The 23,982-nt window shown below is 71.9% G+C and carries 21 protein-coding genes; 17 read left to right on the forward strand and 4 right to left on the reverse strand.

Annotated elements, in window-relative coordinates; all coding sequences use genetic code 11:
• Positions 1-8 precede the first annotated feature (8 nt).
• The 10 genes from ACIRB7_RS32400 (at position 9) to ACIRB7_RS32445 (ending at position 13,770) form a co-directional block, all read left to right on the forward strand.
• Positions 9-986 carry an EamA family transporter gene (locus tag ACIRB7_RS32400; RefSeq protein ID WP_403606021.1) on the forward strand — a complete coding sequence of 326 codons (978 nt, stop codon included), beginning with the start codon at positions 9-11 and terminating at the stop codon, positions 984-986.
• A gap of 225 nt (positions 987-1,211) precedes the next feature.
• On the forward strand, positions 1,212-2,657 hold the full coding sequence (locus ACIRB7_RS32405; RefSeq protein WP_403606023.1) for an aldehyde dehydrogenase family protein: 1,446 nt from the start codon (positions 1,212-1,214) through the stop codon (positions 2,655-2,657).
• Between the two features lie 155 nt (positions 2,658-2,812).
• Positions 2,813-4,735, forward strand: coding sequence for an acyl-CoA dehydrogenase family protein (locus ACIRB7_RS32410; protein ID WP_403606026.1), 1,923 nt, complete (start codon positions 2,813-2,815; stop codon positions 4,733-4,735).
• A gap of 601 nt (positions 4,736-5,336) precedes the next feature.
• Entirely contained in the window at positions 5,337-6,572 is a 1,236-nt protein-coding gene (aroA, locus tag ACIRB7_RS32415) for a 3-phosphoshikimate 1-carboxyvinyltransferase (protein ID WP_403606029.1), read from the forward strand.
• A 34-nt stretch (positions 6,573-6,606) separates the two neighbouring features.
• Positions 6,607-7,857 (forward strand): 1-deoxy-D-xylulose-5-phosphate reductoisomerase, encoded by a 1,251-nt coding sequence (gene dxr / locus ACIRB7_RS32420; RefSeq protein ID WP_329620911.1) that lies wholly within the window; start codon positions 6,607-6,609, stop codon positions 7,855-7,857.
• The gene (locus ACIRB7_RS32425; RefSeq protein ID WP_403606033.1) at positions 7,854-9,161 is read left to right on the forward strand and encodes a M50 family metallopeptidase; all 1,308 of its coding nucleotides are present in this window, start codon (positions 7,854-7,856) and stop codon (positions 9,159-9,161) included. Before dxr ends, ACIRB7_RS32425 begins: the two co-directional genes overlap by 4 nt.
• A gap of 103 nt (positions 9,162-9,264) precedes the next feature.
• A complete protein-coding gene (gene ispG, locus ACIRB7_RS32430; RefSeq protein ID WP_403606036.1) occupies positions 9,265-10,422 on the forward strand; it encodes a flavodoxin-dependent (E)-4-hydroxy-3-methylbut-2-enyl-diphosphate synthase in 1,158 nt (385 codons plus the stop codon).
• A 127-nt stretch (positions 10,423-10,549) separates the two neighbouring features.
• Positions 10,550-11,395: a GNAT family N-acetyltransferase gene (locus ACIRB7_RS32435; protein ID WP_403606039.1), complete on the forward strand. Its 846-nt coding sequence runs from the start codon at positions 10,550-10,552 to the stop codon at positions 11,393-11,395.
• A 57-nt stretch (positions 11,396-11,452) separates the two neighbouring features.
• Complete coding sequence (locus ACIRB7_RS32440; protein ID WP_403606042.1) at positions 11,453-11,998, forward strand: GNAT family N-acetyltransferase; 546 nt, start codon at positions 11,453-11,455, stop codon at positions 11,996-11,998.
• Positions 11,999-12,069: 71 nt separating this feature from the next.
• Positions 12,070-13,770 (forward strand): proline--tRNA ligase, encoded by a 1,701-nt coding sequence (locus ACIRB7_RS32445; RefSeq protein WP_403606045.1) that lies wholly within the window; start codon positions 12,070-12,072, stop codon positions 13,768-13,770.
• Positions 13,771-13,851: 81 nt separating this feature from the next.
• Here ACIRB7_RS32445 and ACIRB7_RS32450 read toward each other — a convergent pair whose 3' ends face one another.
• Genes ACIRB7_RS32450 through ACIRB7_RS32465 form a run of 4 tightly spaced genes read right to left on the reverse strand, consistent with a single transcriptional unit; the run spans position 13,852 to position 16,740 of the window.
• Positions 13,852-14,799 (reverse strand): slipin family protein, encoded by a 948-nt coding sequence (locus tag ACIRB7_RS32450; protein WP_403606147.1) that lies wholly within the window; start codon positions 14,797-14,799, stop codon positions 13,852-13,854.
• A gap of 46 nt (positions 14,800-14,845) precedes the next feature.
• Positions 14,846-15,748, reverse strand: coding sequence for an aminoglycoside phosphotransferase family protein (locus ACIRB7_RS32455; protein ID WP_403606048.1), 903 nt, complete (start codon positions 15,746-15,748; stop codon positions 14,846-14,848).
• Positions 15,749-15,778: 30 nt separating this feature from the next.
• Positions 15,779-16,195, reverse strand: coding sequence for a ferritin-like domain-containing protein (locus ACIRB7_RS32460; RefSeq protein ID WP_403606051.1), 417 nt, complete (start codon positions 16,193-16,195; stop codon positions 15,779-15,781).
• Positions 16,192-16,740 (reverse strand): hypothetical protein, encoded by a 549-nt coding sequence (locus ACIRB7_RS32465; protein ID WP_403606054.1) that lies wholly within the window; start codon positions 16,738-16,740, stop codon positions 16,192-16,194. The genes ACIRB7_RS32460 and ACIRB7_RS32465 overlap by 4 nt, the downstream gene beginning before the upstream one ends.
• Positions 16,741-16,907: 167 nt before the next feature.
• Between ACIRB7_RS32465 and rimP the strand changes: the two genes are divergently transcribed.
• From rimP to truB, 7 genes are all read left to right on the forward strand, one after another.
• Positions 16,908-17,414, forward strand: coding sequence for a ribosome maturation factor RimP (gene rimP, locus ACIRB7_RS32470; RefSeq protein ID WP_403606057.1), 507 nt, complete (start codon positions 16,908-16,910; stop codon positions 17,412-17,414).
• Between the two features lie 2 nt (positions 17,415-17,416).
• Positions 17,417-18,412, forward strand: coding sequence for a transcription termination factor NusA (gene nusA / locus ACIRB7_RS32475; RefSeq protein WP_351217294.1), 996 nt, complete (start codon positions 17,417-17,419; stop codon positions 18,410-18,412).
• A 74-nt stretch (positions 18,413-18,486) separates the two neighbouring features.
• Positions 18,487-18,768, forward strand: a complete 282-nt coding sequence (locus ACIRB7_RS32480; RefSeq protein WP_403606060.1) for a YlxR family protein — start codon at positions 18,487-18,489, stop codon at positions 18,766-18,768.
• A 147-nt stretch (positions 18,769-18,915) separates the two neighbouring features.
• Positions 18,916-22,029, forward strand: a complete 3,114-nt coding sequence (gene infB / locus ACIRB7_RS32485; protein WP_403606063.1) for a translation initiation factor IF-2 — start codon at positions 18,916-18,918, stop codon at positions 22,027-22,029.
• Positions 22,030-22,176: 147 nt separating this feature from the next.
• Entirely contained in the window at positions 22,177-22,470 is a 294-nt protein-coding gene (locus tag ACIRB7_RS32490; RefSeq protein ID WP_403606066.1) for a DUF503 domain-containing protein, read from the forward strand.
• Between the two features lie 30 nt (positions 22,471-22,500).
• Complete coding sequence (gene rbfA, locus ACIRB7_RS32495; protein ID WP_403606069.1) at positions 22,501-22,941, forward strand: 30S ribosome-binding factor RbfA; 441 nt, start codon at positions 22,501-22,503, stop codon at positions 22,939-22,941.
• The gene (gene truB, locus ACIRB7_RS32500) at positions 22,938-23,837 is read left to right on the forward strand and encodes a tRNA pseudouridine(55) synthase TruB (RefSeq protein WP_403606072.1); all 900 of its coding nucleotides are present in this window, start codon (positions 22,938-22,940) and stop codon (positions 23,835-23,837) included. The genes rbfA and truB overlap by 4 nt, the downstream gene beginning before the upstream one ends.
• Positions 23,838-23,982: the final 145 nt, after the last annotated feature.

Consider the following 23,982-nt stretch of genomic DNA (forward strand, 5'->3'; position numbering starts at 1 on the left):
TCCTGCTCATGACAAGCCCCGCCGTCGATCCGGCCCCCGAAGCACGCCCGGCCGCGTCCGCGTCCCGTACCGCCGCCGCCCCCGTGGCTCCCGCCCGCCGCCGGATCACCGGCGCCGTATGGTTCGCGCTCGGCATCGTGTACGTCGTGTGGGGCTCCACCTACCTCGGCATCCGGATCGCCGTCGAGACGATGCCGCCCTTCCTCTCCGCCGGCACCCGCTTCGTCACCGCCGGCCTGCTCCTCGTCGGGATCATCGCCTGGCGGCAGGGCCCCGCCGCCCTCAAGGTCACCCGCCGGCAGCTCGGCTCGGCGGTGCTCGTCGGACTGCTCCTGATCCTCGGCGGCAACGGCCTCGTCGTCCTCGCCGAGACCTCCATCCCGTCCGGTCTGGCCGCGCTGCTCATCTCCGTGGTCCCGGCCTGGGTCGTGGTCCTCAAGGCGGCCGCGGGTCAACGGCCGAGCGTGGGCGGGCTCGCCGGAGTGCTCCTGGGGCTCGCGGGGCTCGCCGTGCTCACCCTGCCGGGCCTCAGCGGTGACGTCAGGGTCGGCGGCGTGGTCCTGGTCATCGTGGCCACCTTCCTCTGGTCCCTCGGCTCGTTCTCCTCCGCCCGCCTCCCGATGCCCGCCAACCCCTTCACGGCCAGCGCGTACGAGATGGTCGCGGGCGGTCTCGGCGGCCTCGCCGTCGGCCTGGTCCGGGGCGAGCAGCACGGCCTCGACCTCGGCGACATCTCCACCCGCTCCTGGGTCGCCCTCGCGTACCTGATCGTCTTCGGCTCCCTGATCGCCTTCACCGCGTACGCGTGGCTCCTCCAGGCGGCGCCGCTCTCGCTCGTCGCCACCTACGCGTACGTCAACCCCGTCGTCGCCGTTGCCCTCGGCGCCCTGATCCTGAACGAGGCCTTGTCGTGGCCCATCCTCCTCGGCGGCGCGATCGTCGTCGGGGGTGTCTGGTTGATCGTGTCGACCGAGCGGCGCGGCTGAGCACGCGCACGCGTGCCCCTGCCCGGCCGCTCGTACACCCGCGCGGCCGGCCGTACGCCCGGCCGCTCGTACCCCCGTATGTCCGCTTCAGCCAAAGCGGACAGGAGTCCCCGTCCACCACTCCACACCGGACAAGCGACCGTCCGCCCGCTTCGCCCTAACGTGGCACGAGAGCGCGAGAGCACCCCCTCGCACCACCCCCGAAACGGAAAGGGCCGGTACGCAATGACGACCACCCACGCCTTCTGGCTCGCCGGCCGCGAGGCCACCGGCGACGCCACCTTCGACGTCACGAACTCGTACGACGGACGTCTGGTCGGCAAGGTCAGCGTGCCCACCGAGGCCCAGGTCGAGGAGGCCGTCGCCGCCGCGCACGCCGTCGTCGACGAGTTCGCCGCGACCCCGGCGCACGTCCGCGCCGCCGCCCTCGACCACGTGTCGAAGCGGCTCGCCGAGCGCACCGAGGAGATCGCCCTCCTGATCTCCGCCGAGAACGGCAAGCCCATCAAGTGGGCCCGTGGCGAGGTCGGCCGTGCCGTCTCCGTCTTCCGTTTCGCCGCCGAGGAGGCCCGCCGCTGGAACGCCGGCGAGGCCCAGCGCCTGGACACCGAGGCCGGCGGCGCGGGCCGCCTCGCCCTGACCCGCCGTATCCCCACGGGCGTCGTCCTCGGCATCGCGCCGTTCAACTTCCCGCTGAACCTCAGCGCCCACAAGGTCGCCCCGGCCATCGCCGTCGGCGCCCCGATCATCCTCAAGCCGGCCCCCTCGACCCCGATCTCCTCCCTGATCCTGGGCGAGATCCTGGCCGAGACCGACCTGCCGGCCGGCTCCTGGTCGATCCTCACCGTGCCGAACGACCGCATGCCCGCCCTGGTCAAGGACGAGCGCCTCCCGGTCATCTCCTTCACGGGCTCGGACAAGGTCGGTTACGCCATCCAGGAGTCGGTGCCGCACAAGCACTGCACCCTGGAGCTCGGCGGCAACGCCGCGGCCGTCGTCCTGCCCGACTGGTCCTCCGAGGCCGACCTGGACTGGGCGGCGTCCCGTATCGCCACCTTCTCCAACTACCAGGGCGGCCAGTCCTGCATCTCCGTGCAGCGCGTGATCGCCGACGCCTCGGTCTACGACCGCCTGGTGCCGAAGATCGTCGCCGCCGTCGAGGCCCAGGTCACCGGTGACCCGTCCGACGCCGCCACCGACGTCGGCCCGCTGGTCGACGAGGCCGCCGCCCAGCGCGTCGAGTCCTGGGTCGACGAGGCCGTCGCGGCCGGCGCCAAGCTCCTCGCCGGCGGCAAGCGCGAGGGCGCCACCTACGCCCCGACCGTCCTCACCGACCTCCCGGCCGGCGTCACCCTGGCCCGCGCCGAGGTCTTCGGCCCGGTCCTGACGATCACCAAGGTCGACGGAGAGGCCGAGGCCTTCGCCGCGGTCAACGACTCCGACTTCGGCCTCCAGGCGGGCGTCTTCACGCACGACCTGCAGACCGCCTTCCGTGCCCACCGCGCCCTCGAGGTCGGCGGCGTGATCGTCGGCGACGTCCCGTCCTACCGCGCCGACCAGATGCCGTACGGCGGCGCCAAGCGCTCCGGCGTCGGCCGCGAGGGCGTCAAGTTCGCGATGGACGACTACACCTACGAGCGCGTCCTCGTCCTGACGGGCCTCGCCCTGTAACCCGTACGCCTGCCGGGTGCACTCGCACCCCGTACGCCCACGGGTCCACGAGACCAGGCGGCCTGAGCCCACTGTGCGGGGGCTCAGGCCGTCTTCTCGTCTTTCCGGACCGCCGAAAATCGGGTACGACGGACAAAGACCCCCAGGAGGTGTCCATGTCCGCGCCCACCCAGCGGCCCAAGGTCACCGCACACGAAGCCCGGCAGACCGCCGAGGCCGCACGTGAGCGGGAATGGCACAAGCCGAGCTTCGCCAAGGAGCTCTTCCTCGGCAGGTTCCGCCTGGACCTCGTCCATCCCCATCCGCTCCCCGCCGAGGAGGACGCCCGGCGCGGCGAGGCCTTCCTCGCCAACCTCCGCGTCTTCTGCGAGACCCGGATCGACGGCGCCCGCATCGAACGAGAGGCCCGCATCCCCGACGAGACGATCACCGGGCTCAAGGAGCTCGGGGCGCTCGGGATGAAGATCGACCGGAAGTACGGCGGCCTCGGCCTCACCCAGCTGTACTACAACCGCGCCCTCGCCCTCGTCGGCTCCGCCAGCCCCGCCGTCGGCGCGCTGCTCTCCGCGCATCAGTCGATCGGCGTACCGCAGCCGCTGAAGCTTTTCGGGACCCAGGAGCAGAAGGACGCCTTCCTGCCCCGGCTGGCCCGTACCGACCTCTCCGCCTTCCTCCTCACCGAGCCCGACGTCGGCTCCGACCCGGCGCGGCTCGCCACCACCGCCGTCCGTGACGGCGACGACTACGTGCTCGACGGCGTGAAGCTGTGGACCACCAACGGGGTCGTCGCCGACCTGCTCGTCGTGATGGCCCGTGTCCCGGCGTCCGCGAGCCGGACCGGCGGTATCACCGCCTTCGTCGTCGAGGCCGACTCACCGGGCATCTCCGTCGAGCACCGCAACGCCTTCATGGGCCTGCGCGGCCTGGAGAACGGCGTCACCCGCTTCCATCGCGTGCGCGTGCCCGCCGGGAACCGCATCGGCCCCGAGGGCGCCGGCCTCAAGATCGCCCTCACCACCCTCAACACCGGCCGCCTCTCGCTGCCCGCGGCCTGCGCGGGCGCCGGGAAGTGGTGCCTGAAGATCGCCCGTGAATGGGCGGGTGTCCGCGAGCAGTGGGGCGGTCCGGTCGCCCGGCACGAGGCCGTCGGCACCAAGATCTCCTTCATCGCGGCCACCACCTTCGCCCTGGAGGCCGTCGTCGACCTCGCCTCGCAGATGGCCGACGAGGACCGCAACGACATCCGTATCGAGGCCGCCCTCGCCAAGCTGTACGGCTCCGAGATGGCCTGGCTCATCGCCGACGAACTCGTCCAGATCCGCGGCGGCCGCGGCTACGAGACCGCCGACTCGCTCGCCGCCCGGGGTGAACGCGCGGTCCCCGCCGAGCAGCTCCTGCGCGACCTGCGGATCAACCGGATCTTCGAGGGCTCGACCGAGATCATGCACCTGCTGATCGCGCGCGAGGCCGTCGACGCGCATCTCTCCGTCGCCGGGGACCTCATCGACCCGGGGAAGTCGCTCGCCGACAAGGCGAAGGCCGGGGCGAAGGCCGGCGGCTTCTACGCCCGCTGGCTGCCCGGTCTCGTCACCGGTCCGGGACAGCGGCCGGGGGCGTACGGGGAGTTCGGCGAGCTCGCGGGTCACCTCCGGTACGTCGAGCGGACCTCCCGCAAGCTCGCCCGGTCCACGTTCTACGCGATGTCCCGCTGGCAGGGCCGGATGGAGCTCAAGCAGGCCTTCCTCGGGCGGATCGTCGACATCGGCGCGGAACTCTTCGCGATGAGCGCGGCGTGTGTACGGGCCGAGCTGCTCCGCACCACCGGTGACCACGGGCGGGAGGCGTATCAGCTCGCGGACGCGTTCTGCCACCAGGCGAGGCTGCGGATCGAGGAGCTGTTCGGGCGGCTCTGGTCCAACACGGACGACCTCGACCGCCGGGTCGTCGACGGGGTCCTCGCCGGGCGCTACACGTGGCTGGAGGCGGGGATCGTCGACCCGAGCGGCGAGGGCCCCTGGATCGCGGACGCGACCCCGGGCCCCTCAACCCAACAGAACGTCCACCGAAAGATCCACTGATCCCCCGCGAGCGTTCGTCCCGGGCGGGCGGCACCAACCCACCCACCCGACCGCGGACGCCGCCACCAGGTTGTGGGCATTCGTTCCACCGGGGCGGTACCCGCCCGCCCGCACCCCGCCGCGGGCGCAACGATCGGCGCGCTCCCGCCCCGCCACCCTCGTTGTGGGCAACCGTTCCTCCCCCAGACTCCGTCCGGGGGGACCCCCAGGGCGGAACGGGTGGGCACAACGGACGGCGCCCCTTGCCGGGCCTAGGCTTCCGCGCCTGGACCCGCACCCCGTGTGCGCCGCGCTTGGTGATGCGGGTCCAGGCACAGGGGGCGGGGGCGCCGCATAGGGCGCCCGTCCCGTGTGCCCACCCGTCCCGCCCTGCGGGACGATTGCCCACACGGCGGTGGGCGGGGGTACGGGCGGTCGCCCACACGGGGGCGGGCGCGGGACGACTACGCACGCGGGGGCGTCCCGAGGTGCGGGACCGCGTCGGCCCACCCCGCGTCCGCCCGTCCACGTGGCGGACCACGCCCCAGCCACCCCGCAGCTCGCTCCGTCCACGTGGCGGACCACGCCCCAGCCACCCCCCAGCTCACGGCACCATGACCCCGTGACCGTCATCGACATCCCCGGCTCCAAGTCCGTCACCGCCCGCGCGCTCTTCCTCGCCGCCGCCGCCGAGGGCACCACCACCCTCCGCAGGCCGCTCGTCTCCGACGACACCGAGGGCTTCGCCGAGGGCCTCGCCGCCCTCGGTTACGCCGTCCGCCGCGAGCCCGACGCCTGGCACATCGAGGGCCGCCCCGCAGGCCCCGGCGCGGCCACCGCCGACGTCTACTGCCGTGACGGCGCCACCACCGCCCGCTTCCTGCCCACCCTCGCCGCCGCCGGCCGCGGCACGTACCGCTTCGACGCCTCCGCCCAGATGCGGCGGCGGCCCCTCGGGCCGCTGACCACCGCCCTGCGCACCCTCGGCGTCGATCTGCGGCACGGCGAGAAGGAGGGGCATCACCCGCTCGACGTCCACGCCCACGGCGTGAAGGGCGGCGCGCTCACCCTCGACGCCGGGCAGTCCTCCCAGTACCTGACGGCGCTGCTCATGCTGGGCCCGCTCACCGCCGAGGGCCTCGACATCACCGTCACCGACCTGGTCTCGGAGCCGTACGTCGAGATCACCCTCGCGATGATGCGGAGCTTCGGCGCCGAGGTCCGCCAGGACGGCCGCACCTACCGGGTCGCTCCCACCGGCTACCGGGCCCGTACGTACGACATCGAGCCCGACGCCTCCACCGCCAGCTACTTCTTCGCGGCCGCCGCCCTCGAACCGGGCCGCTCCGTCACCGTTCCCGGCCTCGGTACCGGCGCCCTCCAGGGCGACCTGGCCTTCGTCGACGTGCTGCGCCGCATGGGCGCCGACGTCGAGGTCACCGCCACCGGGACGACCGTCCGCTCCACCGGCCGGCTCCACGGCCTCACCGTCAACATGCGCGACATCTCGGACACCATGCCGACCCTCGCCGCCCTCGCGCCCTTCGCCGAAGGCCCCGTCCGCATCGAGGACGTCGCCAACACCCGCGTCAAGGAGTGCGACCGCCTCGACGCCTGCGCCGAGAACCTCCGCCGCCTCGGCATCACCGTCACCACCGGCCCCGACTGGATCGAGATCCAGCCAGGCACCCCCACCGGGCCGGTCGAGATCGCCACCCACGGCGACCACCGGATCGTCATGTCCTTCGCGGTCACCGCCCTGCGCACCTCCGGCATCACCTTCGACGACCCCGGCTGCGTGAGGAAGACGTTCCCCGACTTCCACCGGGTGTTCGACACGTTCGTCCACACCCCGTGAAGAGCGCTCGGTGTTTGCGGCAAGAATGGGGGGCATGAGCGACCGCCCCTCTCCTCTCGCCGATCCCCATATCGCCTTCGACGTGTCCGAAGGACGCCGGGACATCGTCGTCCTCGGCTCGACCGGGTCCATCGGCACCCAGGCCATCGACCTGGTGCTGCGCAACCCCGACCGCTTCCGGGTCACCGCCCTGGCCGCCTCGGGCGGCCGGGTCGCGCTGCTCGCCGAGCAGGCGCACCGGCTGAAGGTCGCCGCGGTCGCCGTCGCCCGCGAGGAGGTGCTGCCCGAGCTGCGTGACGCGCTGAAGGCGCTGTACGGCTCCGAGCCGCTGCCCGAGCTCCTGGCGGGCCCGGACGCCGCCACCCAGCTCGCCGCCTCGCCGTGCCACACCGTCCTCAACGGCATCACCGGCTCCATCGGCCTCGCGCCGACCCTCGCGGCCCTCGAAGCCGGCCGCACCCTCGCCCTCGCCAACAAGGAGTCGCTGATCGTCGGCGGCCCCCTGGTGAAGGCGCTCGCCAAGCCCGGCCAGATCATCCCGGTCGACTCCGAGCACGCGGCCCTCTTCCAGGCGCTCGCGGCGGGCACCCGCGCCGACGTCCGCAAGCTGGTCGTCACCGCCTCCGGCGGGCCCTTCCGCGGCCGTACGCGCGAGCAACTGGCCGACGTCACCCGCGAGGACGCGCTCGCCCACCCCACCTGGGCCATGGGCCCGGTGATCACGGTGAACAGCGCGACCCTGGTGAACAAGGGCCTGGAGGTCATCGAGGCGCACCTCCTCTACGACATCCCCTTCGACCGCATCGAGGTCGTCGTCCACCCCCAGTCGTACGTCCACTCGATGGTCGAGTTCACGGACGGCTCGACGCTCGCCCAGGCCACCCCGCCCGACATGCGGGGCCCGATCGCCATCGGCATCGGCTGGCCCGAGCGGGTCCCCGACGCGGCCCCCGCCTTCGACTGGACCAAGGCCTCCACCTGGGAGTTCTTCCCGCTCGACACCGAGGCCTTCCCGTCCGTCGGCCTCGCCCGGCACGTCGGCGAGCTGGGCGGCACCGCCCCCGCCGTCTTCAACGCGGCGAACGAGGAGTGCGTCGAGGCGTTCCTCGCGGGACGGCTGCCGTTCAACGGAATCATGGATACGGTCACAGCGGTCGTCGCGGAGCACGGCGTTCCCGGTACGGGAACCTCCCTCACCGTGCCGGACGTCCTCGAAGCGGAGACCTGGGCGCGCGCCCGGGCCCGAGAGCTCGCAGCGAAGGCAACAGCGGAGGCCCGCGCATGACCGAAATGCTCCTGTACGCCCTGGGCATCGTGCTGTTCGCCCTCGGCCTCCTCGTCTCCATCGCCTGGCACGAACTCGGCCACCTCTCCACGGCCAAGCTCTTCGGCATCCGCGTACCGCAGTACATGGTCGGCTTCGGCCCCACGATCTGGTCGAAGAAGCGCGGCGAGACCGAGTACGGCATCAAGGCCATCCCGGCCGGCGGCTACATCCGCATGATCGGCATGTTCCCGCCCGGCGACGACGGCCGCATCGAGGCCCGTTCCACCTCGCCCTGGCGCTCGATGATCGAGGACGCCCGCGAGGCCTCGTACGAGGAGCTCAAGCCAGGCGACGAGACCCGGCTCTTCTACACGCGCAAGCCGTGGAAGCGCGTGATCGTGATGTTCGCGGGACCGTTCATGAACCTGGTCCTGGCGGCGGCGCTGTTCTTCGGCTCGATGATGACGCTGGGCATCGAGGGCCAGACGACCCAGGTCGCCGGCGTCCAGAAGTGCGTCATCAAGCAGAGCGAGAAGCGCGAGACGTGCGCGAAGGGCGACGCCGTCTCCCCGGCGTTCCAGGCCGGCCTGAAGGAGGGCGACAGGATCGTCGCCTTCAACGGCACACCGGTCAGCGACTGGGACACCCTCTCCGACCGCATCCGCGACACCATCGGCCCCGCCACGGTCACCGTCGAGCGCGCGGGGCAGCGCCTCGACCTGCACCCCACCCTCGTCTCCAACGAGGTGCCGCTCAAGGACGAGGACGGCAAGGTCGTCCAGCCCGTCGCCTACGGCCCCGCCGGGTACCTCGGCTTCTCCTCCAAGTCCGAGGTCGCGCCGCTCAGCTTCGGCGAGACCAGCGACCGGATGACCGACCTCCTGGAGACGGGCGTCCACTCGGTCATCGCCCTCCCCCAGAAGATCCCCGGCCTCTGGGACGCCACCTTCGGCGACGGCGAGCGCGCCGACGACTCGCCGGTCGGCGTCCTCGGCGCCGCCCGGATCACCGGTGAGCTCATGACCGTCGAGGCCCCGCCGGAGCGGATCCTCGTGTGGTTCATGAACATCCTGGTGATGTTCAACGTCTCGCTGTTCCTGTTCAACATGCTCCCGCTGCTGCCCCTCGACGGCGGTCACATCGCGGGCGCGCTCTGGGAGTCCGTACGCCGTCACGCGGCCCGGATCTTCAAGCGCCCCGACCCCGGCCCGTTCGACGTGGCCAGGCTGATGCCCGCCGCGTACGTGGTGGCCGGAGTCTTCGTCTGCTTCACGCTGCTCGTCCTCGCCGCCGACATCGTCAACCCGGTGAAACTGACGTAGCTCCCGGGGAGGCCGGACCCTGTGGTGTCCGGCCTCCCACTCCCAGGGCGGTAACCTCGGAGACCTGAGCCCGCCGACGCACAACCTTGAGGTTGCACAGAAGATGACCGCGATTGCTCTCGGTATCCCGACCGTTCCGACCCGGCTGGCCGAGCGGCGCAAGAGCCGCCAGATCCAGGTCGGCAGCGTCGCCGTCGGCGGTGACGCACCCGTCTCCGTGCAGTCGATGACCACGACCCGCACCTCCGACATCGGCGCGACGCTCCAGCAGATCGCCGAGCTGACCGCCTCCGGCTGCCAGATCGTGCGCGTGGCCTGCCCGACGCAGGACGACGCCGACGCCCTCGCGACGATCGCCCGGAAGTCGTCGATCCCCGTGATCGCCGACATCCACTTCCAGCCGAAGTACGTCTTCGCCGCGATCGACGCCGGCTGCGCGGCCGTCCGGGTCAACCCGGGCAACATCAAGCAGTTCGACGACAAGGTCAAGGAGATCGCCAAGGCGGCCGGCGACGCCGGCACCCCGATCCGCATCGGCGTCAACGCCGGTTCGCTCGACGCGCGGCTCCTGAAGAAGTACGGCAAGGCCACCCCCGAGGCGCTCGTCGAGTCCGCCCTCTGGGAGGCCTCCCTCTTCGAGGAGCACGGCTTCCGCGACATCAAGATCTCGGTCAAGCACAACGACCCGGTGGTCATGGTCGAGGCCTACCGCCAGCTCGCCGCCCAGTCCGACTACCCGCTGCACCTCGGCGTCACCGAGGCGGGCCCGGCCTTCCAGGGCACCATCAAGTCGGCCGTCGCCTTCGGCGCCCTGCTCTCCCAGGGCATCGGCGACACCATCCGCGTCTCGCTCTCCGCGCCGCCGGTCGAGGAGATCAAGGTCGGCATCCAGATCCTGGAGTCGCTGAACCTGCGCCAGCGCCGCCTGGAGATCGTCTCCTGCCCGTCCTGCGGCCGCGCCCAGGTCGACGTCTACAAGCTCGCCGAGGAGGTCACCGCCGGCCTCGACGGCATGACCGTCCCGCTGCGCGTCGCCGTCATGGGCTGCGTCGTCAACGGCCCCGGCGAGGCCCGCGAGGCCGACCTCGGCGTCGCCTCCGGCAACGGCAAGGGCCAGATCTTCGTGAAGGGCGAGGTCATCAAGACCGTCCCCGAGTCCAAGATCGTCGAGACCCTGATCGAAGAGGCCCTGAAGATCGCCGAGCAGATGGAGAAGGACGGCGTGGCCAGCGGCGAACCCTCGGTCGCCATCGCCGGCTGAGCGCACGGACCACCCCGAAGCCCCTCCACCCCACCGGGCGGAGGGGCTTCGCACGCATGAAGGGCCGGGCCACAGGCGAGAAGGGTAAAGTGCCAAGACCAGCAGAACCGCACGGTGAGGCCCCCTCGTGTTGACACAACCCGCCACCCGGGTCCTCGAACCCGCCGACCTCGGCGCCGCACTCGCCGTCCTGGAGAGCGCCCCCGTCGAGAACGCCTTCGTCGCCGCCCGCGTCCAGGTCGCCGGGCTCGACCCCTGGCGTCTCGGCGGCGAGATGTGGGGCTGGTACAGCGAGGGCCGGCTGCGTTCCCTCTGCTACTCCGGCGCCAACCTCGTGCCCCTGTGCGCCACCCCCGAGGCCGTCCGCGCCTTCGCCGACCGGGCCCGCCGGACCGGCCGCCGCTGCTCCTCGATCGTCGGCCCCGCCGAGGCCACCTCCGAACTGTGGCGGCTCCTGGAACCCAGCTGGGGCCCCGCGCGGGACGTCCGCGCCCGCCAGCCGCTGATGGTCGCCGAGGAACCCTCCACCACGGTCACGCCCGACCCGCTGGTGCGCCGCGTCCGCAAGGACGAGATGGACGTGATCATGCCCGCCTGCGTGGCCATGTTCACCGAGGAGGTCGGCATCTCCCCGCTCGCCAACGACGGCGGCCTGCTCTACCAGGCCCGGGTCGCCGAACTCGTCGGCATGGGCCGCTCCTTCGCCCGGATCGAGGACGGCAAGGTCGTCTTCAAGGCCGAGATCGGCGCCGCCACCCGCCTGGCCTGCCAGGTCCAGGGCGTCTGGGTCGCCCCCGAGCACCGCGGCAAGGGCCTCTCGGAGACGGGCATGGCCGCCGTCCTCCAGCAGGCCCTGGCCGATGTCGCACCCGTCGTCAGCCTGTACGTGAACGACTACAACGCCCCCGCGAGGGCCGCGTACCGCAGGGTCGGCTTCCAGGAGACCGGCGCCTTCATGAGCGTGCTCTTCTGAACGTGGCGTTCCGATCGTGCTGTCCCGGGAAGGGCGGCCGCTTGTAGGGTGCGCCGCATGGATGACGCAGAGGTCGTGATCGGGCCAGTCAATCTCGCCGCCCGGGTGGACGAGGCCCTCGCCGTGCAGGCGCTCGCCTTCGGCCTCGACGACGACGAGATCGCCGTACGCCGCCACATCGTGCTGCGCCACCTGCTCAGCCCTGGCGCCCTCGCCTACGGCGCCACCACCCCCGACGGGGCGCTGGTCGGATTCGTGTACGGGATGCCCAACGACCGCACCCACTGGTGGTCCACCGTCGTCGAGACGTACCTCCGCGCCACCGGCTCCGCCGACTGGCTCGACGACTCCTTCGTCATCACCGAACTCCACGTCCACCCGGCCCACCAGGGGCGGGGCGTGGGCCGCGACCTGATCACCACCATCACCGACGAGGCCGTCGAGCCGCGCTCCATCCTCTCCGCCATCGACACCGAAAGCCCCGCCCGCGGCCTCTACCGCTCCCTCGGCTACACCGACCTCGCCCGCCAGGTCCACTTCCCGAGCGCCGCCCGCCCGTACGCGGTGATGGGCGCGCCCCTGCCGCTCAGGCGCCGGAACTGATTTCACCTGCCAGGGGCCGCCCGGCTAACCTCCTAGCCATCACCCTTTGTCCCGGCAGGAGTACGAGAACCATGGCCAACGCACCGGTCCAGCGCATGTCCCAGTTGATGGCGAAGACGCTGCGCGACGACCCGGCCGACGCCGAGGTCCTCAGCCACAAACTGCTCGTCCGCGCGGGTTACGTGCGCCGTACCGCCGCCGGCATCTGGAGCTGGCTGCCCCTCGGCAAGAAGGTCCTCTCCAACGTCGAGCGCATCGTCCGCGAGGAGATGGACGCCATCGGCGCGCAGGAGGTCTCCCTGCCCGCGCTGCTGCCGCGCGAGCCGTACGAGGCGACGGGCCGCTGGGAGGAGTACGGCGCCGAGCTCTTCCGTCTCCAGGACCGCAAGGGTGGCGACTACCTCCTCGGCCCGACCCACGAGGAGATCTTCACCCTCCTGGTCAAGGACCAGTGCTCGTCCTACAAGGACCTGCCCGTCATCCTCTACCAGATCCAGAACAAGTTCCGTGACGAGGCCCGCCCCCGGGCCGGCATCCTGCGCGGCCGTGAGTTCCTGATGAAGGACTCGTACTCCTTCGACACGGAGGACGAGGGCCTCGCCCACTCCTACGCCCTGCACCGCCAGGCCTACCAGCGCGTCTTCGAGCGCCTCGGCCTCGACTACCGCATCTGCGCCGCCACGGCGGGCGCGATGGGCGGCTCGAAGTCCGAGGAGTTCCTCGCCCCGGCCGAGGCCGGCGAGGACACCTTCGCCGACTGCCCGAACTGCGACTTCGCCGCGAACACCGAGGCGGTCTCGTACGAGCTGAAGACGGTCGACGGCTCCGGCGTCGCGGCGGCCGAGGAGATCCCCACCCCGGACACCCCGACCATCGAGACCCTCGCCGCCTCCCTCGGCGTCCCGGCCTCCGCCACCCTGAAGAACCTCCTGGTGAAGGTCGACGGCGAGATCGTCGCCGTCGGCGTCCCCGGCGACCGCGAGGTCGACCTGGGCAAGGTCGAGGCGCACTTCGCGCCGGCCACCGTCGAGATGGTCACCGAGACGGACTTCGCCTCGCGCGCGGACCTCGTCCGGGGCTACGTCGGCCCGCAGGGCCTGGAGAAGGTCACCTACATCGCCGACCCGCGCGTGGCGCCGGGCACGGCGTGGATCACGGGCGCCAACAAGGACGGCATGCACGCGAAGAACGTGGTCGCGGGCCGTGACTTCGAGGTCTCCGAGTACGTCGACGTCGTCGTCGTCCAGGACGGCGACCCGTGCCCGAAGTGCGGCACCGGCCTGAAGCTGGACCGTGCCATCGAGATCGGCCACATCTTCCAGCTGGGCCGCAAGTACGCCGACGCCCTCAAGCTCGACGTCCTCGGCCGGCAGGGCAAGCCGGTCCGCGTGACCATGGGCTCGTACGGCATCGGTGTCTCCCGCGCGGTCGCGGCGCTCGCCGAGCAGACCGCCGACGAGAAGGGCCTGTGCTGGCCGGCCGAGGTCGCCCCGGCGGATGTCCACGTGGTGGCGGCGGGCAAGGCGCTCCAGACGGAACTGGCCCTCGAGGTCTCCGACAAGCTGGCCGCCGCCGGCCTCCGCGTCCTGGTCGACGACCGCGCGGGCGTCTCCCCGGGCGTCAAGTTCACCGACGCGGAGCTGATGGGCGTCCCGAAGATCCTGGTGGCGGGCCGCCGCGCGGGCGAGGGCGTCGTGGAACTGAAGGACCGCCGCACGGGCGAGCGCGAGGAGCTCCCGGTCGCGGAAGCGATCACCCGCCTGACCGCGTGAGCCGAGCGGGTGCGGGGGCCGTGGCCCCCGCACCCCGCGCTGCCGGGCGCCGGGCCCCGCCGCCCCGCTGTGGGCCCGGGGTCAGGCCTCGTCCTCGCGGTGCGTCGACGGTTCCACCGACGTCCCCGTCAGGTCCTCGATCGCATCCGCCGCATCCGCCCGCCCCGCCAGATACGCGTCCGGCCGCGGCGGCACCGCACCCGGCCCCGGCCCCTGCATCGAATGCGTCCACGGATGCGTCATCGTCTCGGCATGACCGTCGGCAGAGCCCGGCGTCGCCCGCTCCAGGAACCTGAGCAGCTCCACCGGGAACGGCAGCACGAGCGTCGAGTTCTTCTCCGCCGCCACCGCCACCACCGTCTGCAGCAGCCGCAGCTGAAGCGCGGCCGGCTGGTCGGACATGACCTCCGCCGCCTCCGCCAGCTTCCTCGACGCCTGGAGCTCCGCGTCCGCGTTGATCACCCGCGCCCGCCGCTCCCGGTCCGCCTCCGCCTGCCGCGCCATCGAACGCTTCATGGTCTCCGGCAGGGACACGTCCTTGATCTCGACCCGGTCGATCTGCACGCCCCAGCCGATCGCGGGGGAGTCCAGCATCAGCTCCAGCCCCTGGTTGAGCTTCTCCCGGTTCGACAGCAGGTCGTCGAGGTCGCTCTTGCCGATGATCGACCGCAGCGAGGTCTGCGCCATCTGCGAGACCGCGAACTTGTAGTCCTCGACCCGGACGAGCGCCTCCGCCGCGTCGACGACCTTGAAGTACACCACCGCGTCGACCCGGACGGTCACGTTGTCCCGGGTGATGCCCTCCTGCGCGGGCACGGGCATCGTGACGATCTGCATGTTCACCTTGTGCAGACGGTCCACGCCCGGAACGATCATCGTGAATCCGGGCGCGCGCACATCGTCCCGCAGCCGGCCGAAGCGGAAGACCACGCCTCTCTCGTACTGCTTCACGACCCGTGCCGCGACGCCCGCGTACACCGCGACCGCCGCACCCACACCGGCCGCCGCCATCAGCAGCTCTTCGATCATCACGGCCCCCAGGCATCGAGCCGAACAGTACAAAAAGGGTATTCCCCTACAGCCAGCTCGCGAACTCCAGGAGCAGCTCGGCGTCCTGCCGCCGCCCCGCCGTCAGCGCCCGCGTCCCCGATTCGACCGCGCGGAACAGGGTCCAGCCCCGCAGCCGCTCCCGGTCCAGGTCCAGCGAGTCCGCCAGCTTGTTGACCCGCCGCCGGGCCACCGAGGCGCCCGAGGACGCGGCCACCAGATCCTCGACCCGGTCCCGTACGAGCCGGGCCAGGTCGTACGCCCGCTCGCCCACCAGCGGCTCGGGGCCGACGGCCAGCCAGGGCGCCCGGTCCCCGGCGAGCACCTTGCCCTGCCGGAAGTTCCCGTGCAGCAGCAGGCACTCGGAGTCGCCGGCCGTCACCAGCTCCTCGCGCGCCGCGAGCGCCGCCGCCGTCAGCTCGCCGGCCGCGGCATCGGCGACGTACGGACCCATCGCCTCCGCCTGCCGGGCCGTCCGCTCGGTCACCGTCTCGAAACCGTGCTCCGCCGAAGGCTCCACCCACAGCTTGCGTACGGTTCCCGCCGCCTCCAGGAGCGCCTTCGCCTCCGGCAGGGAGCGCAGCGAGACCTCGGGATGCAGCCGTTCGAGGACGAGCGCGCCCTCCCCGGCGTCGTCGAGGAGCTGCACGGCACCCCAGCCGTTCCAGTGCGCCAGCGCCTCCCGCTCCCGGTCGGGCCGGGTGAACGGAGGTGCGATCTTGAGCGCCGCGGGGGAGCCGTCGGACCGCCGGACGAGGACGACCAGGCTGCTCCGCCCGCCGGGCGCCATCACGCGTTCGGCGACCAGGGACGCACGGTCGAGCGCCTGGTCGGCCAGCGCGGGCAGCGTCTCGAGCCACGCGGCCGCGGTGGCGTCCCCGTACGTCTCACCGAGCGTCCTCGTCAGTCGCTGCGGCGGTTCGAAACCCATGCGTACGTTGTTCCTTCGGTCGGGGCGGGCTCACACCCGCTCGGCGAGCCCAGGAAAGGTTACGTCGCTGCCGCGCCAGCGGACGGCCCGTACCGCTGCCTCCCTGAGCGCGGCGGCCGCCTCACGCCGCTGCGGGCCCTGGGAGGCCCGCACCAGGTCGGAGTAGACCCAGGCCACCCGGTCCTCGAGGACGGCCGCGAGCCGCACGGCGCCGGCCGGATCCGCGACCGGGAACGGCAGCGCGTACGCGGCCTCCGCCACCACCGGCGCCCCGCCGAGGTCGCCCACGGTCCTGCGCAGCGCGTCCCGGCGTGCCCGGTGGGCCTCGTACGCGGCGATGGCCTCGGCCCGGCGCTCGCCGCCGATCCGGCCGCCGACGACTCCGTACCCGTACACCGCCGCGTGCTCGGCGGCCAGCGCGGCCTGGGTCGCGTCGAGGGCGCTCATGCCCGTGCTCCTTCGGTCAGCAGATAGGCGTGCGCGGCGCCGGCCGCGGCCACGGAGGCGAGCAGCCGGGCGTACTCGGGCGGGGCGGTGAGCAGGGCGGCGGTGTGCGCGTCGGAGGCTGTCCGCTCGGCCGCCGCGAGTTCCACGAGCACCGCCCGGGGGTCCGCCGTGACGGGTACGGGAGAGGGGGACGGGGCCACAGAGGTCGCGGCGGCGGTCGGCGAGGCCGTCGCCGGTCGTACCGTCGTGCCTCCCTCGCCGAGGGCCTGCGCGTGCGCCGCCACCGAGCGCCGCAGCGGGGTCAGCCGGGGCGCCAGGGCGGGGTGGGCGGCGAGCACCGCGTCGTACCGTTCGAGGAGGGTCCGGGAGGCGGTCACGGAGCGGAGCCGCAGCGCCGTCTCGGCGCGCGCCACCCGTTCGGCCTCCAGTTCGGCCGCGCTCGGCTTCCGGGGGCCCGGAGCCTCGGAGGTACAGCCCGCCAGGGCCACCGTGGCGGCGGCCGAAACCCCCGCCGTCAGGAGTGCGCGCCTGCCCGTCGTCGTCACGCTCTCTCCCTCAGCCGTGGTATGTCGTCGAAGATCGTCGGATCACCGCAGGCGAGCGTACCCGCGGGCCCCGGGCCGGTGGACGGCAACACCCTCCGGGACCGGATACCCTTTGGTCTGACACGCGACGAACACACAACAGCACACGCGGCCGAGGAGTCACCCGGATGAGCACCACCCAGAGCGACAGGCTGCGCGGACTCGTGGAGCCGCTGGTCCACGCGAAGGGCCTGGATCTGGAAGAGATCGAGGTCTCCCGGGCCGGCCGCCGCGGACTGCTGCGGATCGTCGTGGATTCGGACGAGGGCGTGGAGCTGGACGCCTGTGCCGAGCTGAGCCGCGCGATCTCCGAGAAGCTCGACGAGACCGACGCGATGGGCGAGGGCGAGTACGTCCTCGAAGTCAGCTCGCCCGGCGCCGACCGCCCCCTGACGCAGGCCCGCCACTACGAGCGTGCCACCGGCCGGCTGGTCAAGCTCCAGCTGACCGCCGACGGCGCCTCCGAAGAGCTGGTCGCGCGGATCCTGGCCGTGGACGAGAGCGGCCTCGACCTCGAAGTGCCGGGCGTGAAGGGGCGCAAGCCCACCGCCCGCCGGGTCGAGTTCGCCGATGTGGTCAAGGCGCGTGTCGAGATCGAGTTCAGCCGCAAGGACAAGAAGGAAGAGGAGGCGTAGCCGTGGACATCGACGTGAAGCTGCTCAAGGGCTTGGCGAATGAGAAGGAGATCTCCTTCGACCTGCTGGTCGAGGCGATCGAGTCGGCCCTCCTCATCGCCTACCACCGCACCCCCGACGCCCGCCGCCACGCGCGCGTGGAGCTGGACCGGGCCTCCGGTCACGTGACGGTGTGGGCGAAGGAAGACCCCTCCGATCTGGAGGAGGGCCAGGAGCCCAAGGACTTCGACGACACCCCGTCCGACTTCGGCCGGATCGCGGCGAGCACCGCCCGCCAGGTGATCCAGCAGCGGCTGCGGGACGCCGAGAACGACGTGACGTTCGGTGAGTACGCGCGCCGCGAGGGCGATGTCGTCGCCGGTGTGGTGCAGCAGGGCAAGGACCCGAAGAACGTCCTGGTCCGCCTGGACGACAAGCTGGAGGCCATCCTCCCGGTGCAGGAGCAGGTGCCGGGCGAGGACTACACGCACGGTCTGCGGCTGCGGACGTACGTCGTCCGGGTGGCGAAGGGTGTCCGCGGTCCGTCCGTCACCCTTTCGCGCACGCATCCCAATCTGGTCAAGAAGCTCTTCGCCCTCGAGGTGCCGGAGATCGCCGACGGCTCGGTCGAGATCTCGGCCATCGCCCGTGAGGCCGGTCACCGCACCAAGATCGCCGTCCGCTCCACCCGTTCGGGCCTCAACCCCAAGGGCGCCTGCATCGGCCCGATGGGCAGCCGCGTCCGTAACGTGATGGCGGAGCTGCTCGGCGAGAAGATCGACATCGTCGACTGGTCGGACGACCCGGCCGAGATGGTGGCGAACGCGCTCTCCCCGGCGCGGGTCTCCAGGGTCGAGATCGTCGACATGGCCGCCCGCTCCGCGCGGGTGACGGTGCCGGACTACCAGCTGTCGCTCGCGATCGGCAAGGAGGGGCAGAACGCCCGCCTGGCCGCCCGTCTGACCGGCTGGCGGATCGACATCCGGCCGGACACGGAGCCGGACGGTCCGGAGGACTGAGACCGTTTTTGGCCAACAACTGTTCGATTCTTGCCCCAAACAGGTGAGGTCGGTACGGGGAGGTAGACTTAAGCGTGTCTGGCCGGACGCAGGCCCGCGCGTGCCCTGAGCGAACCTGTCTGGGTTGCCGGGAGCGAGCGGCCAAGAGCGATCTACTGCGGATCGTGGTGAGTAAGGACGAGTGCGTTCCCGATCATCGCGGTACGCTGCCCGGCCGGGGTGCGTACCTGCACCCCGCCGTGGTCTGTCTCGACCTGGCGGTCCGCCGCCGGGCGTTTCCGAGGGCCTTCAGGGCCCAGGGCCCGCTCGACACGGCGGTACTGCGTCAGCACGTCGAGCGGTCGGCACAGCAGTGAAGAAGTACGGCACGGAACACCGTGCGGTCAGGTACCTCGCGAGTTGGAAGTAGGTCGAGATTGCGATGAGCACTCGATGAGTACGCGATGAGTACGCCCATGAAGTAGCGACGGTCCGGCGGTAACCGGACCTCACAAAGGAGCAAAGTGGCTAAGGTCCGGGTATACGAACTCGCCAAGGAGTTCGGTGTGGAGAGCAAGGTCGTCATGGCCAAGCTCCAAGAACTCGGTGAATTCGTCCGTTCGGCGTCCTCGACGATCGAGGCGCCGGTCGTGCGCAAGTTGACTGACGCTTTGCAGGGCCCCGGTGGCAACGCCGGCAAGTCCCCTGCCAAGCCCGGCGCGCCCCGCAAGGCGGCGCCCTCCCCCGCGGCGCCGTCTCCGGCCGCCGCGGCACGTCCCGCTGCTCCGAAGCCCGGCGCCCCGGCCCCCAAGCCGGCCCCCGCCGCGCCTGCGGCGCCGGCCCCGGTCACTCCGGCCGCGCCCGCCGCGAGCAGCACCCCCTCCACGGCTCCGGCCGCCTCGGGCCCCCGCCCGGGCCCGAAGCCCGCGCCGAAGCCGGTCACGCCGGCTCCGGCCGCCCCGGAGTTCACCGCGCCCCCGGCGGCTCCCGCCGCCGGTCAGCGTCCCGGTGGCGCCGCCGCGGGTCCTCGCCCCACCGGCGAGCGTCCCGAGCGTCCCGCCCGTCCGGGTCAGGGCGCGCCGCGTCCGCAGGGCCAGGGTGCCCCGCGTCCGCAGGGTCAGGGTGCCCCCCGTCCGGGCGGTGCCCGTCCGGCCGGTCCCCGTCCCGGCAACAACCCCTTCACCTCGGGTGGCTCCACCGGCATGGCGCGTCCGCAGACGCCCCGTCCCGGTGGCGGCGCTCCCCGTCCCGGCGGCCCCGGTGCCGCTCCGGGCGCCCCGCGTCCGCAGGGTGGCCCCGGCGGCGCTCCGCGTCCGCAGGGTCAGGGCGGCGCTCGTCCGACCCCCGGTGGCATGCCTCGTCCGCAGTCTCCCCGTCCGGGCGGCGCGCCCGGCGGTAACCGTCCCAACCCGGGCATGATGCCGCAGCGTCCCGCTGCCGGCCCGCGTCCCGGTCCTGGCGGCGGTGGCCGTGGCCCCGGTGGCCCCGGTGGCCGTCCGAGCGGTCCCGGCGGTGGCGGCGGCGGTCGTCCCGGCTTCGCCGGTCGTCCGGCCGGTCCCGGCGGTGGCGGTGGCGGCTTCGCCGGCCGTCCCGGTGGTCCCGGTGGTGGCGGCGGCGGTCGTCCGGGTGGTCCCGGCGGCGGTGGCGGCGGCTTCGGCGGTCGTCCCGGTGGCTTCGGTGGCCGTCCCGGCGGTCCGGGTGGACGTGGTGGCACGCAGGGCGCCTTCGGTCGCCCCGGCGGTCCCGCGCGTCGCGGTCGCAAGTCGAAGCGTCAGAGGCGCCAGGAGTACGAGGCCATGCAGGCCCCGTCCGTGGGCGGCGTGATGCTTCCCCGCGGTGGCGGCGAGGTCATTCGCCTGTCGCGCGGTGCGTCCCTCACCGACTTCGCCGAGAAGATCGGCGCCAACCCGGCGTCGCTCGTCGCGGTGATGATGAACCTCGGCGAGATGGTCACGGCGACGCAGTCCGTCTCCGACGACACGCTGACGATGCTCGGCGAGGAGATGAACTACGCCGTTCAGATCGTCTCGCCGGAGGAAGAGGACCGCGAGCTCCTCGAGTCCTTCGACATCGAGTTCGGCGAGGACGAGGGCGGCGAAGAGGCTCTGGTCTCCCGTCCGCCGGTCGTCACCGTCATGGGTCACGTCGACCACGGTAAGACCCGACTGCTCGACGCGATCCGCAAGACGAACGTCGTCGCGGGCGAGGCCGGTGGCATCACCCAGCACATCGGTGCCTACCAGGTGGGTACCGAGGTCAACGGCGAAGAGCGTCGCATCACCTTCATCGACACCCCGGGTCACGAGGCGTTCACCGCCATGCGTGCCCGTGGTGCGAAGTCGACCGACATCGCGATCCTCGTGGTCGCGGCCAACGACGGCGTCATGCCGCAGACGATCGAGGCGCTCAACCACGCCAAGGCCGCCGGCGTCCCGATCGTCGTCGCGGTCAACAAGATCGACGTCGAGGGCGCGGACCCGACCAAGGTCCGTGGTCAGCTGACCGAGTTCGGTCTGGTGGCCGAGGAGTACGGCGGCGACACGATGTTCGTCGACATCTCCGCCAAGCAGGGTCTGCACATCGACTCCCTGCTGGAGGCCGTGGTCCTCACCGCGGACGCCTCGCTCGACCTGCGGGCCAACCCGAACCAGGACGCGCAGGGTATTGCGATCGAGTCCCACCTCGACCGTGGTCGTGGTGCCGTCTCGACCGTCCTGGTCCAGCGCGGAACGCTGCGCATCGGCGACACCGTGGTGGTCGGCGACGCGTACGGCCGTGTCCGGGCGATGCTCGACGACAAGGGCAACAACGTCGAGGAGGCGACCCCGTCGACTCCCGTCCTGGTGCTCGGTCTCACCAACGTGCCGGGTGCCGGCGACAACCTCCTGGTTGTCGACGAGGACCGTACGGCCCGTCAGATCGCCGAGAAGCGCGCTGCGCGTGAGCGCAACGCCGCCTTCGCCAAGCGCGTCCGCCGGGTGTCCCTCGAGGACCTCGACAAGGTGCTCAAGGCCGGTCTGGTCCAGGAACTCAACCTCATCATCAAGGGCGACGCGTCCGGTGCGGTCGAGGCCCTCGAAGCCTCGCTGCTCCAGCTCGACGTCGGCGAAGAGGTCGACATCCGTGTCCTGCACCGCGGTGTGGGTGCGGTCACCGAGTCGGACATCGACCTGGCCATGGGCTCCGACGCCATCGTCATCGGCTACAACGTCCGTGCGGCCGGCCGTGCCGCGCAGATGGCGGAGCGCGAGGGCGTCGACGTCCGGTACTACTCGGTGATCTACCAGGCCATCGAGGAGATCGAGGCGGCCCTGAAGGGTCTCCTCAAGCCGGAGTACGAAGAGGTCGAGCTCGGTACGGCGGAGATCCGCGAGGTCTTCCGCTCGTCCAAGCTGGGCAACATCGCCGGTGTCCTCATCCGCTCCGGCGAGGTCAAGCGCAACACCAAGGCGCGCCTCGTCCGCGACGGCAAGGTCATCGCCGAGGACCTCACGATCCACGGTCTGCGCCGCTTCAAGGACGACGTCACCGAGATCCGCGAAGGCTTCGAGGGCGGTATCAACCTCGGAAACTTCAACGACATCAAGATCGACGACGTCATCGCGACGTACGAGATGCGCGAGAAGCCGCGCGCCTGATCGGTTCGATCGCAGCAGTGAGCCGGGGCCGGTCGGCGGAAAGTATTCCGTCGATCGGCCCCGGCCGTTGCGTGTACGGTTTCCGGTGTCCCCGCCGAGTCGTCGGCGGGCACACCGAACCCGAACCGGCGGGACATCCGGACACACATGTATGTGGGGACACTGTCCTTCGATCTGCTCCTCGGCGACGTACGTTCGTTGAAGGAGAAGCGCTCCGTCGTCAAGCCGATCGTGGCCGAGCTCCAGCGGAAGTTCGCGGTGAGCGTGGCGGAGGTCAGCGGCCAGAACCTCCATCGGCGGGCCGAGATCGGCGTCGCGATGGTGTCGGGGGACTCGGGGCACCTCAGCGACGTACTGGACCGGTGCGAACGGCTCGTCGCAGCCCGCCCCGAGGTGGAGCTGCTGTCGGTGCGACGCAGGCTCCACACTGATGAAGACTGATTTGAGCAAGGCGAAGAAGGAGAAGGACCAGTGGCCGACAACGCGCGGGCGAAGAAGCTGGCAGACCTCATCCGGGAGGTGGTCGCCGAGAAGCTGCAGCGCGGCATCAAGGACCCCCGCCTGGGTACGCACGTGACCATCACGGACACCCGCGTCACCGGCGACCTGCGGGAGGCCACGGTCTTCTACACGGTCTACGGCGACGACGAGGAGCGGGCGAGCGCCGCGGCGGGCCTGGAGAGCGCCAAGGGCATCCTCCGTTCGGCCGTCGGCCGGGCGGCCGGGACCAAGTTCACCCCGACGCTGGCCTTCGTGGCCGACGCCCTCCCGGAGAACGCGAAGACGATCGAGAACCTCCTCGACAAGGCGCGGGCCATCGACGCCCAGGTGCGGGAGGCGTCCTCGGGCGCCACCTTCGCGGGCGAGGCCGACCCCTACAAGAAGCCGGGCGAGGACGAAGCCGCCGAATGAGCAACGCAGCAAAGACTCCCGACGGACTTGTCATCGTCGACAAGCCGTCGGGCTTCACCTCGCACGACGTCGTGGCCAAGATGCGCGGGATCGCGAAGACCCGCCGCGTCGGCCACGCCGGCACGCTCGACCCCATGGCCACCGGCGTCCTCGTCCTCGGCGTGGAGCGGGCGACCAAGCTCCTCGGTCACCTCGCGCTGACCGAGAAGGAGTACCTGGGCACCATCCGCCTGGGCCAGACGACGATCACCGATGACGCGGAGGGCGAGATCACGGCGTCGGTCGACGCTTCGAAGGTCACCCGCGAAGGAATCGACGCGGGCGTCGCCGAGCTGACCGGCGCGATCATGCAGGTGCCGTCGAAGGTCTCCGCGATCAAGATCGACGGCAAGCGGTCGTACGCGCGCGTACGCGGCGGCGAGGAGTTCGAGATCCCGGCCCGTCCGGTCACCGTCTCCTCCTTCCGGGTGTACGACGTCCGTGAGGCCACCGCCGAGGACGGCACCCCCGTCGTCGACCTGGTCGTCTCCGTCGTCTGCTCCTCCGGTACGTACATCCGGGCGCTCGCCCGGGACCTCGGCGCCGGACTCGGCGTGGGCGGGCACCTGACCGCGCTGCGCCGCACCCGGGTCGGCCCGTACAAGCTGGACTCGGCGAAGACGCTCGACCAGCTCCAGGAGGAGCTCACGGTCATGCCGGTCGCCGACGCGGCCACGGCGGCGTTCCCCCGGTGGGACGTCGACGAGAAGCGGGCCGGGCTGCTGCTCAACGGCGTCCGTCTGGAGATGCCGGCGTACCCGGCGGGACCGGTCGCCGTCTTCGGCCCTGAAGGGAAGCTGCTCGCGCTGGTCGAGGACCAGCGGGGCAAGGCCAAGAGCCTCGCCGTCTTCGGCTGAACCGACCGGCTTCGACGCTTCTGTGGGGCGGGCACGCGCGCGTGCCCGCCCCACGTCGTTCCCCCGGCAGAGCATGTCCGGCGGAACTCCGAAGAATCACCCCTTCGGGGAGGCGCTCGGAGTGAACGGGGGAGCGCCAGGGGGC

The sequence above is a fragment of the Streptomyces sp. NPDC093795 genome (assembly GCF_044764665.1).
Lineage (GTDB): Bacteria > Actinomycetota > Actinomycetes > Streptomycetales > Streptomycetaceae > Streptomyces.